An 11,857-nucleotide genomic window follows, 5' to 3' on the forward strand; every position below is an offset into this window, starting at 1 on the left:
GGAAGTTTACTAGCACAGAGAATTTTCATTACTTCTTACTGTAAAAGTGCCCTTTCCAAATAAGATAATTGTTCAAACGATAATTAGGGTATATATAATATTAAGTATATTATATTTGTATTGTTGCTTGGCTTTGAAGCTGTCCAAATTGGATGCATTACTCATTCTAAACTTAAAGCAAGCTACCAACTCTTCAAATCTAAAATATGTATTCTGATACCATTAATTTCTTTAGGATAGGGCGAATAGGCATAATGCTAGCTGTATTTTCTATTGTATCCAACTTTGTAATTGCTCAAGCACCTGTAACTAAGCTATGGGATAAAACTTTAGGAGGAACTGGTTACGATGCACTTTATTCTATGACTACGACTCCTGATGGTGGTTACCTCTTGGGGGGCAGATCATCATCTGGACTTGGAGGGGATAAAACTGAAGGCTCTAGAGGTGGGGAAGATTTTTGGGTTGTTAAACTCAATGCGGATGGTAGTAAAGTCTGGGATAAAAGATTTGGAGGTAGTAAAGATGATTATTTGATGTCTTTAACTGTGGCCTCTGACGGTGGATATCTACTAGGGGGGTTATCATCTTCAGATATAGGCGGTGATAAGACTGGAGCTTTGAAAGGTGCATATGACTTCTGGGTAGTCAAAATTGATACGGATGGCAATAAAGTATGGGATAGAACTTACGGAGGAAGCGGAGATGACCAACTTATATCTATAGCCCCAACATTAGATGGTGGTTACTTTTTAGGAGGGATGTCTTCATCAGGTATTGGAGGTGATAAATCAGAAGCATCAAGAGGTGGAGGTGACTATTGGGTAATGAAAATAAATGCTGTAGGTGATAAGATATGGGATAAAACATTGGGAGGAGCTAGTTTTGATGATTTTGCTTCCTTAGTTACCACACCTGATGGAGGCTGTTTACTAGGGGGTACTTCTACAACTGGTATTGGAGGAGATAAGTCAGAAGAATCTAAGGGTAATGAGGATTATTGGATAGTTAAACTTAGTGCTAACGGTAACAAAGAGTGGGATAAAACGATTGGTGGAGGGGGATATGATAAATTATATTCCTTAATTGTAACACCAGATAATGGCTACTTATTAGGAGGAGCCTCTAATTCCGCTTCTGGTGGCGACAAAACCGAAGGATCAAGAGGGAGCGAGGATTTTTGGGTAGTTAAACTAGATGTTGCTGGCACAAAGCTATGGGACAAGAGGTATGGCGGTAGTCGTGGTGAAGGAGTGAGCACTCTTATTGCAACACAGGATGGGGGATATCTATTAAGTGGGCCTACTACGTCAGGAAAAGGAGGGGACAAAACAGATGGATTTGGAGGACCGTATGACTTCTGGGTTGTAAAAATTAAGTCTGATGGTAGTAAAGAATGGGATAAGAGTTTGGGGGGAAGTGGAAGTGACGTTCCTCTCTCTCTAATCAATACTACTGATAATAACTATTTGATAGGTGGAGTGTCCAACTCTGCAGCTGATGGAGATAAAACAGAAGATGCGAAAGGCGATCATGACTTCTGGGTTATTAAACTAGGAGTAGATGCAATAGAAGAACCAAATTCTGCCCCTACTGCTATTCTCCTGAGTAAAAATCATATCAACGAAAATAATGCAATTGGAGACATAATTGGAACTCTCTCCAGTACAGATGTAGATGAAGAAGATACTCATACTTATTCCTTAGTAGCAGGTGAAGGCAGTGATGATAATACCTCTTTCACTATTGAGGGAAATGCTCTGAAGGCGGCCCATGTATTTGATTATGAAGTAAAGAGTAAGTATAGTATTCGGTTGCAGACTATGGACAGTGGTGGTCTAAAGTTTGAGGCAATTCAATTTATAAATATCAATGATATACAAGAAACAGTATTGGGCATTGAATATGAACAGAATGAAATGCTTATAGTGTATCCAGTTCCAACGTCTGATTACTTAATTGTAAGCTTTGATAAGCTCATAGAATCTATCACTCTTATAAATAATACTGGTAGCATAGCGTTGACAAAAGACGTGAGAGCTGAACAGGCCAAACTTGATTTAAAATCGCTTAAACCTGGTGTTTATACAGCACTTATTTATTCAAAAGATAATGTATATACTAAGAGAGTGTTACTAGTGAGATAAAGTTATATCCTTGATTCGTTAAATGATTTTTCATCTAATCAGGGAGCAGTGATCACAAGGTATTAGATACATTTAGGCAGGTTTGTATAAAGCCTTAGTAGAGCTATAAAGCTTTGCTAAGGCTTCTTTTATTTTATAACTCTAACAGTTTGCGATACAAAAAGAAAAGGTGGCTGAAACTTCGTGTTTTTGATAAACTACAATTCAAAATAAACCATAGACATTACAATTATATAGCTATGTTGTAAGATTAGCTAGTCCCACGTTTTCCAAAATCCTGTCATTGGACAAGCTTATTCTTTGGGTTTATAAACTCGCTTAAGCTACATTATCATATCTACTCAACTTCCTTTCTGTCTCTGTGGTTTATCAGTACCCTAACTCAAATTTTTTTTATTTTTTCTGAGTCACTAAGCTAGCCAGCCTACCTCTGAGAATACCCCCACTAGGGAGCAGGGTTGGATGTACCGCCCCATGATGTATAACCACATAATTTTAAACACATGGTAACGATTACTGGCTTTGCCAAAAGAATGAATTCTGAAGAAAAAGAATTCAACGTGCTACTCCTGCAGGGGGAGATTGAGCTGATTCAGTCAAAGGAGTCTGGCAGGTTCTATGCCACAGCTAAAACCTGTTCTATCCCGTGTACTTTCAATGACCTTATGTGTCAGGGACTGATAGGGAAGACGCTTCCAGGCAACATTGAGAAAGTACAATGTGACCCTTATGACTACCATATCCCTGGTACAGACGAGATTATCTCACTTGCCTACTCTTACTACTACGACCCTATCGAAAGGACGATGGAGCAGGAGGTATTCCAAATGAAGCCTGCAGCTTAAACAACTAAGGGTAGTCAACATGGCTACCCTTTTTCATTTACTTCTTTTGAATTTCTCGCATATGATTACTAGGTACCTATTGAACCCTGAGCCAAGCAGGTTCTCTGATAGTTGTCTATTCCTATCGAAGTACAAGCTCCAAAGGGTTTTCTGCCCATTTGAAGTAGTTTGTACCAGAGCCATCCGCAAACTAAATGAAGGAGAGAAGCTAAAGGTAGACAGGATATTGAGTTGGCATTCAGGAGTTATTTTATTCTTTATTCAGGGTAAACTCTACCCGCACAGTCATTTCAGCTATAAACCTCCTACACAGTTCGTAGCGACAGGGGTAAAGTAGCTGAAATAGGAGTTATGCTGAATTTCTTAGGCATTGTTCTGTGAGATGGTTACTCCTCAAAATCAAACCACTGAAAGAACGTAGCAAAAGACTTATAGCTATTTGTCTGGAGGGGGAGGGTAATTTACCTCCCCCTTTATTCTCATAGTCTTAAAACTTATTTACTCTAAGAGTTACTTAATTTACTTTATCGAATAGTAGTAACTCTTTAGGATAGATTTGATTTACAAGGCGCGTAAGACCTATTTCACAATGTTTTGCATCATAATCTATTGAAATCGATGATAAGCCCTGATTATATGCAGATAGTGCAGTTGTCATTGTACCACCATACGGGTCTATAATCTTGCTATCTTCTGGTAGAATTGTACTCAACAGATTAGGAATAGATATAGGATAAGGTGCATCGTGCCCTATAGTATTTTTTCCTTTCACCATCTTTATAACAGGTTTACTCTTCAAAATCTTGGGCAATTTACCTAGTATATTATCATCTACCTCTCCTTTTGAAAAGATGAAAATATGCTCATAGCTATTATGAGGCGCTTGATAATAGGGTGACATGTTACCCTGATTAAAATTCCTTTTCCCTTCTACCTCTCCCTTAAACCAGACAATATTCCCATTAAGCTTAAAACCAATCTTTTTAAATAAGTAGATAATATAAGCTCCTAGTATTAGGCGCTTCTTTCCCATAGCTGAGAATACAACATTATTCTCATTATCAAAATAGTCGAAGATGTTGTAAAGATAAATTGAACCTGGCTTAAGCAGTCTGTAAACCTCTTGAGCATTAACATACATATCTTGCAAATAACAGTATATGTTGCTCCATGATGAGTAGTCTTTAGCATTGTAGTAGGGAGGCGATGTAACTGCCCCATCTAAGCTATTATCCTCAAATTGACGCATAACCACATTTGAATCACCATTATATATCTCTATGTTATTTACAGTGCTAATATCTTCAAATAGGGGGTGGGAAGTCGCTTGAGCACCAGAGTCTATTCCAAACCTATTAAAGAAAGGCATATTGTAAAACCTACTCGCGTAATCTTGTCTAGCAATTGAGGGGAAGTCGATTGACTCTATATGGCGGTGATTGTAGTTGCTAGCATAATCAACATTACATACAATAATACTATCATGTACTAATGTGTAATGGTTTATTAGCATTTCCAATGCTAAATCATAATCAGTCAGGTTTACTACATCAAGTCGCCATTTTTGGATACTTGCCGCATTTATCTGATTCTGCTCATCATCAATAGCCTCTTGGCGTATTAATGATGATAAGGAATATCTCTTCCCTCTGTTATATTTACTCTTATCATTACAGAGAATATTGTTGCATTCCCAACTCTTTACATTAAGTATAGGATAAGAATTGCCGCGTACATTCTTGCTGCGACACGAAGGACATGGTATCAAATTCTCATCCCTTTCATTCTTCTCTAACAATACCAATACTGAGTAGTCTTTATATGACTTGTATTCTTGCTCTTTGAGCTTCTCATCAGAACAAAGTATAAAACAGTCTTTATAGACGAAGCCTTCATTAACTTCTGAGAAATCAGCCTTATCCTCGTTTAAGTCTGGTATGCCGTTCAAAGTCTGATTTCTTACCTTATCAGGATGAAAGTAGCCACTCTTGATTTTATGGTTTATAAACTTCTCTGAGTAGAGCATGATATCTCCAAAGAGATTCCATATTACCTCTTGTGTTATTGTTGAAGAGCTCTTTATAAGCACACCTAAGTGGCAATGATTAGAAAGAGTCGCAAAACAATCTGATATAAACTGAAACAAGCTGTTCCTGAATGCATCATCATTAGGAAAGCGGTTAACCAATGCGTCATCAATAACTAGATAGTACAATGACTTATCTCTGTGGATTTGTTGAGGATGAAATGTGATAAGATGTTCAAAATAGCGCACCTTATAATCAGCATCACAATCTTTGTTAAAGTACTTATGCACTAACTCTTCAGGAAAGCTATAGTAAATAGCTGCTGAGAATAAAGACGTAAATATATCATCAGACAAGTCAGGGTTGTCTAAAACGTGTTTATTCAGGAGTTGAACCGTTTCATCACTGGTTTTGGCGTGAAGCTGTGAGAAGAAGCCTTCAGAGTATTCCTTTTGATTTAGTTTAAGGCGCGCCCATTCTTTCAAACCTATAACATTGTTGTCATCTAAGAAAAATTCTATTTCTCTCTTTTGGTGGTAGTTGAACGTTCTACCTTTCTCCTTCGCAAAGTATGCATACAGCTTCTTATAAATATCTTCATTGAAGCTGAATTTATTATTAATAACTCTAATGAGGTGCTTTCTACGAATGGCAGCTGAATATGCGTGGTTTACACCTATTGATTCAATCAATTCTAAAGAGCTATTGTAGATAACTTTATCAGGAATCCAATCTGTACTTAGAGTAACTTGAAATTCGTGTAGTAGTATGCTCAGTAATGTTTTTGAATCCATGAGTTTAGTAAGCGAAAGTAACATCAATGTACCTTCAAAGATATGCGATTTTGGCATACGCAACAAGGATAAATACCTTTAAGAACGCAAAGGCTCCATTGTGCTAAATGAAATCTAAATCTATCTACGACAGGAATCACTACATACTGATTAATTGCTTGCGCTCATTCAGAGAAAAGGCTGGACTGACTCAACAAGAATTAGGTGTAAGAATCGGCTATGACCAAACACTTATTAGCAAAATCGAAAATGGTGATAGAAGGATAGATGTCATAGAACTTCGCAAGATGTGTATTGCAATGAATGTTGATATTATTGATTTCATCACAGAAATGGAGCGTCAAATCGCATTAAAATTCAAAGAATGCTAACTCCTCCACAAGAAGACCTCCCTAACTCTGACAGAGATTGGAATGAGCAACATTGGAAAAACTTGCTCGAAATGTTAATTGAGAATGGCTTAGTAAGCTATAAGGAAGTAGCCTCACATGTATTGGGCGGTTTAAATCCCCCACAAGTAGGCACATCATTAACCACTGCCAACTTCCAAAGGGTATATGGGAAAGGGAAGACCATGCGTAAGATGTTCGAGTGGTTCTATGCTCAGGATGGAGTATGCAGGAACTGTGGAACTAGGTTGGACTTACAGGCTGACCATGTTAACCCAAGGATTAAGCTCAAAGAAGAGGCGGACACTCTTGATAATATCCAGCTATTGTGTCGTAGGTGCAATGTAGTTAGGAGAGAAAGCCATAAGCAAGGAGGACTCACCTTTCTTACTACACAATCTGCCTTAATGTGGATATTGTTCGTTAAACAACCTAAAACTTATAAAGAATACCATGACCTATGTCGTGAGTATGGATTAACAATGGCCAATATACGCTTTCAGGAAGGCTGGGCTATGGCTGAATGGCTACATAAGCAAGGGATATACAATATTGAGGATGAACGCAACGCTCATTAGTGTAATCTTGGGTAATCCTTAATCAGACTACAAGGTGGTCTATGACTGTTAAGTTAAGAAAACAAGATACATTACTCTATTTGCTACACCTCTTACAAGGCTTTCTTTTGAATTTAGCCTTAGCATCAGATTTAGTTACTGCTATAATGTCACGTGTACAATAGGTCAATCCTTCACAAGCCTTATCCATATGATAGGCATAAGCTGCCCCGCCTTTACAGATGTAAACTAGTAGATTAACCTTGTTATAAAACTGAGCAACATTTTTATTAACAGGCTTACCCTCTAACTCTGATACAGTTTCGACAAGAGGTGCAAAGCTAAACATCATACAAAATAAGGGGAGTAAGAGGTTCTTCATAGTATTTCTTATCTGTTAACAAACTTGCTACAAACTTCGTGTGGAAACATGAGTATCTACATATTAGGTGCATTAACATCTGTACTTATTTAAAAGTTTATGTGTGGTCGATATTCAGTCATTCCTAAGGCTAAAGGTAATTCACGTGTAGCCAAGCTATTGATAAACCACATGAAAGAGGCACATTATAATGCTGCCCCCTCTCAGAATCTACCTGTAGTGACTAATAGTGAACCCAATAAGATTCAGCTCTTCTCTTGGGGCCTATAGCCTTTCTGGGCAAAGGATGTTATGTTATTGAAACGCTCCATCAACGCTAGGGCTGAAACTCTGACGGAGAAGCCCTCTTTTAGGAACCTGCTCATATCAAAGAGGTGCCTGGTGCCAGCTGATGGTTTCTATGAATGGCAGGTAACACCACAGGGGAAGGTGCCCTATAGGATTCTACTTAAGAACGAAGAGCTTTTCTCCTTTGCTGGTTTATGGGATGAGTGGCTAGACAAGAGTACAGATGAGGTGTTGCATACCTACACCATCATTACTACAAATGCCAATGATATAGTGAAACCTATCCATGGCAGGATGCCTGTAATACTGTCACCAGAGGCTGAGGAGCTGTGGCTGGGTGAGCACGAGACACAGGAGGCTTTACTTGCTCTGCTGAATCCTTACAATTCTGAAGAGTTGAAGGCCTATCCAGTATCCCCACTGGTAAACTCCCTAATGAACAACACACCTGCTGTTATCAATTCACTATAGCTCAAGAACCCACTTGTCTATTAAGTGGAATATATGACAACAAGGTGCTATAGGTTCTAGGAAAGAACAGCTTATGGAGCCTCAGCCACAATCTTTGCGAATGTCTCCCTAAACCTAATTGTGTATTGGACAAGCCAATCCAACGCAGCTTCGATTTTCGTAGGGTCATTGAAGTCAGTTGACTGCGTTAGTGCGATGATTTTGTCACGATTGTTAGGATTGGGGTTCCAACTAAGGGGCTGCCCTATCGCATTTTCTATCTCAGCCTTTCTGCTCTCTAGGTAAGGGAGCATTGTGTCTGCGATTTTGTTTCCTATGTACACCCTTATACCTACATTGTTTGCATCAGTATTACAGATGTTCGATAAGTGGATGTTTGACTTGCCTAAGGTAACGTCAAACCAATACTGGGGGCGGGGTGTCTGCAGAGAAGGTATTTTCTTTGTCTTAGCAAGCTTATCCCTGAACTTAGTCCAAAGCTCAAGTTGAAACATCCGTTTGTCTGATAGGTCCTCATTCGCCTTGGACTTAGCAGCCTGTCTGACAGCCTCATTGGGTTTACTGACGATATTGAATCTAAGAGCTGGCTTGCTATCGTCGATTTGCCAGAGTTCCAATTGGACACCATAGAAAGAGATTTCATCAGAGGTGTGGTCGTTCAGCCAGTCAAGTGCCTTTGTATGCTCCTGGGTAAACTCAGTCGCAATCCAAACTATTGTTGAAGCATCCAAGACAGATGAATAGGTGATTGCCTTGCCCAAGTGGTCGTGGTTAGTTTTCTCAAGTTGGTTTTCTATCACGACATACTTGCCTGTTCCAGTATCCTTAGCGAGTATGTCTGCAGAGTATGGACCACAAGCAACCTCAGTGTTCTCTACTTCCAGTTCAAGCCCTATGGCTCTGTTCAGGCTCTCAATGTTGTTTGCTAGCCAAGGTGTAAAGTCTCTTGCTTCGCTGTTCCACTTAAGGCGAGGTGGGATTGTTTTTATATTTCCTAAATCCATTGATAGTTAGTTTATTCTTTCAATTAGACTGATATGAACTAGTGAATAACTTAGGTCAGATAAAAGGTTAGAATGGCAAATCATTATCTGCATCTGATGAATAGAAGCTCGTATTAGTATACTGTTTATCATCAATATCTTGGCAGTTCTTACAAAGCCTCATCCCAAGCTGTTTAAGATAGTCTTCTGTCACAACATAGAACTTAGTTTCTTTATTAGAGCCAAAAACCTTTGTATTAGCGTGAAATACACCATTCTCATCGTAATCATTGTGTATACTTTCGCATTGATGTACATGATTATGAGTAGGGAAATGCTTATAGCGAGAAACATGCTTATGGAATACCTGTCTCCCAAATCTTGCAGCTATATCTTCAACGGGCCCATAGCCCTCTAACATCAACAATGCCTTGGCGTGGTCTGACAAGTTCATTAGATGATTCTCGAACCTATCGTTTTCGTTCATCTCTTTGTAAAGGTTTAGGAAATAAGCGCTCTGTTTCTCAAAGCACAGTAACAATTCTTCTATAGTAAACCTTCTACTATTCAGATTCTCCAGTGATAAATTCTTTCTCAGCTTATGTATCTGGCTAGGGGTGTAGCCTTGAGTATTGAGATAAACCATAGCATAGCGAGCCATTGAGCTGGCGGTGGCATTTGTGACATATCTATTACGAGCACTGTTGTCGTCACCCATGCTCGCATCTGATTCATAGTAATTGTCCTTGAGAAACTGAAGTGCCTCGCTAGTATCCTTTATTCCAACTGTGTCATACCTATAGTACACTCCACTTTCGAAGTGACTTTCATATTGAAAACACTTAAGAGCAAATTCTATATCGATATCATAATTATTGGGATTAAAATCGAAAGGGTGGTCTTGGGTGATGATTTTTAGATATGCATGGTCAAAGACATCGCCAATGCGGCAGTTATAGTTGATACTTCCAATTGTATAACCTGTCACTCTCTCCTTCTTCTTTCGATATCCTGGGATATTGGGCAAATCCTGCTCTATAGTGATAGATACAAGCTCAGGGTCTGGAAGCGCCTTTATTTCTATTACTCTTATCATCTATCATTTATATTAGTTTACCATAGCTCTTTTGAGCGTCTGGATAAAGTTGTCATCATGCACAAAATCAAGTTATTGTAAAGTGTAACATATTATGGGTACGACTTTTGTTGTATATTAGAAACAATATATAGCATAAACTACACTATCGCAATTGCAGGCGATGACAATTGATTCTTATAGAGATAATAATCATGGAGAAACTTATAGGCTCTTAGAGGATAATCAAATGGTTAAGATAAAGGAAGTAACATTCGAGTTCGCAAAGTATATCACAGGAGAAGTCTTTCATATTACTTCTGCACAGAGTGGTGCTAATGGATACTATTGTATAGGATGCAGCTCTGAGATGATTGCTTACTTGGGTAGGATACGCCAGCCACACTTTAGGCACCATCCGAATGATGTAGATAAGAGCAGTGAGTGCACCTGGTCTGATGAGACCTATAGACACAAGATAGCCAAGGAGATTCTGCAGAGGCTTAAGGAGGTGCGCGTCCCAAAGGTTTCGATTGGTGTTCCAAAGGAGTATGGAGGGGGCAGCATAACTATATCTCCCTCCAGAATAGTGAAGGCAAGTTCAGTGCTTATCGAGCGCTACATCTATGAAGATGAGTATGGGCAAGTAAAGTTTGGAAAGAGCTTCGACAGTATGGGAGGTAAAAGGCATCTTTTGGTAAAGCCAGATGTACTCTTCTTGGATGAGAAGAATAAACCTATATTGATAATAGAACTCTGTGCTACCCACAAAACGGACGAGGAGAAAAGAATGAGGCTGATGCATTTGGGGGTCGACGCCATTGAGCTGTTGATTCCCAAGGCGGCTAACCCACAAGATATTGAAAAGAATATAGTATCATCTAATCACAGCAAGTGGCTGTACAACAATGAACAAGCGAAAACCAAATTCAATCCAGCTACCCACCTTATTAGTAACGCAAGTACTGAGTTTAATAGAGAGCCAGGAGACATTCCTAAGGGGGAAACCATCCAGTGCCGCACGTTCAGAGTTAGAGAATGCATACGAGGAATTAAGAAGTTTATGGGAAGCAGTGACTTTGCAGAGGGAAGAAGAGCTATTGAGGAAGAGCTATCAAGAGTTGAGGGAAATGCAGAAAGAGAAAGGAAAGAGTTGGCAGACCTTATTGAAAGAGCAAGAGCAGAAGCTGAGGCAGCAGTTTCAAAGTTTATCCAACGAGAACAGCAAAAGGCAAAGGAGCTTGACTCAACAGAAGCTAGATTTGGAGAAGAGGCAGAAGCAGAGGAAAGACATCATAGAGACTTGGAGGAAAGATATCACACAAAGAGAGACAACCTTATCAGAGAGCATAAAGAAATTCAGCGAGAAGAAGATGATTTTTATGATAGATTGGAAGGAAGAAGAAAGGAGCTTGTTGAAAGAATTAGAAAGCTTAGAGAATGTAGAGAAGCAGTTGCAAGAATTAGAAGAGCTGGAGAAGAACATGAAGCTGCAAGAGAAAGAGTTATTAATATTCAGAACGGAAACGCTGAGGAAGAGCGGAGAATTAAACAGGAGGAGAGTCAAGCTGCAGAACTTAGAGGACGAAGAGAAAAAGATAGCCAGGGCAGAAGCGAGGCAATTATCGATGAGTTCGAAGAAATCAGAAGAATGGAGGAAGACATTCGTGAAATGGAGAGACAGGAAAGCCATATTAGAAAACTCAGAGAAGAGCTTGTTAGGATTAAGGACAGAGCTTTTGACGCTAGATTTAATAAAAGAGACTGATTATCCATATCTACCCTAAGATTAGGCTTATATAAATAGGTAAAAGCAGGAGAACCTTTTATTTGTCTACACTAGTGGTGTGTGTTATTTTCCAGCAACTTAACCCTTAACCAATGTAATGTTAATAGTTA

9 protein-coding genes and 1 pseudogene are annotated in these 11,857 nt (G+C 39.1%); 6 read left to right on the forward strand and 4 right to left on the reverse strand.

All coding sequences use genetic code 11. The features are described 5' to 3' along the window. Positions 1-206: 206 nt before the first annotated feature. Both IEV97_RS11655 and IEV97_RS11660 read left to right on the forward strand, forming a co-directional pair. Positions 207-2,147, forward strand: a complete 1,941-nt coding sequence (locus IEV97_RS11655; RefSeq protein WP_188501679.1) for a T9SS type A sorting domain-containing protein — start codon at positions 207-209, stop codon at positions 2,145-2,147. Positions 2,148-2,650: 503 nt separating this feature from the next. Beyond that, a complete protein-coding gene (locus tag IEV97_RS11660) occupies positions 2,651-2,992 on the forward strand; it encodes a hypothetical protein (RefSeq protein ID WP_188501680.1) in 342 nt (113 codons plus the stop codon). Positions 2,993-3,506: 514 nt separating this feature from the next. Here IEV97_RS11660 and IEV97_RS11665 read toward each other — a convergent pair. Continuing rightward, complete coding sequence (locus IEV97_RS11665; protein WP_188501681.1) at positions 3,507-5,813, reverse strand: DNA-methyltransferase; 2,307 nt, start codon at positions 5,811-5,813, stop codon at positions 3,507-3,509. A gap of 107 nt (positions 5,814-5,920) precedes the next feature. Between IEV97_RS11665 and IEV97_RS11670 the strand changes: the two genes are divergently transcribed. Continuing rightward, the gene (locus tag IEV97_RS11670) at positions 5,921-6,184 is read left to right on the forward strand and encodes a helix-turn-helix domain-containing protein (RefSeq protein ID WP_188501682.1); all 264 of its coding nucleotides are present in this window, start codon (positions 5,921-5,923) and stop codon (positions 6,182-6,184) included. Between the two features lie 212 nt (positions 6,185-6,396). Continuing rightward, positions 6,397-6,780 (forward strand): HNH endonuclease, encoded by a 384-nt coding sequence (locus IEV97_RS20220; protein WP_373283830.1) that lies wholly within the window; start codon positions 6,397-6,399, stop codon positions 6,778-6,780. A gap of 76 nt (positions 6,781-6,856) precedes the next feature. Here the strand turns inward: IEV97_RS20220 and IEV97_RS11680 are convergent, their stop codons facing one another. Further along, positions 6,857-7,141 (reverse strand): hypothetical protein, encoded by a 285-nt coding sequence (locus IEV97_RS11680; protein ID WP_188501684.1) that lies wholly within the window; start codon positions 7,139-7,141, stop codon positions 6,857-6,859. Between the two features lie 99 nt (positions 7,142-7,240). On the opposite strand from IEV97_RS11680, the pseudogene IEV97_RS11685 reads away from it, so the two are divergent. Then, positions 7,241-7,900: pseudogene (locus tag IEV97_RS11685) on the forward strand (SOS response-associated peptidase). A 71-nt stretch (positions 7,901-7,971) separates the two neighbouring features. On the opposite strand, the gene IEV97_RS11690 reads toward IEV97_RS11685, so the two are convergent. Further along, the gene (locus tag IEV97_RS11690; protein WP_188501686.1) at positions 7,972-8,904 is read right to left on the reverse strand and encodes a DUF4268 domain-containing protein; all 933 of its coding nucleotides are present in this window, start codon (positions 8,902-8,904) and stop codon (positions 7,972-7,974) included. Between the two features lie 67 nt (positions 8,905-8,971). Beyond that, positions 8,972-9,979, reverse strand: coding sequence for a hypothetical protein (locus IEV97_RS11695; protein ID WP_188501687.1), 1,008 nt, complete (start codon positions 9,977-9,979; stop codon positions 8,972-8,974). 229 nt (positions 9,980-10,208) lie between these two features. Between IEV97_RS11695 and IEV97_RS11700 the strand changes: the two genes are divergently transcribed. Continuing rightward, the gene (locus IEV97_RS11700; RefSeq protein WP_188501688.1) at positions 10,209-11,726 is read left to right on the forward strand and encodes a competence protein CoiA family protein; all 1,518 of its coding nucleotides are present in this window, start codon (positions 10,209-10,211) and stop codon (positions 11,724-11,726) included. Positions 11,727-11,857: the final 131 nt, after the last annotated feature.

Origin of the sequence: Pontibacter amylolyticus (genome assembly GCF_014638845.1) — a bacterium.
Classification (GTDB): Bacteria; Bacteroidota; Bacteroidia; order Cytophagales; family Hymenobacteraceae; genus Pontibacter; species Pontibacter amylolyticus.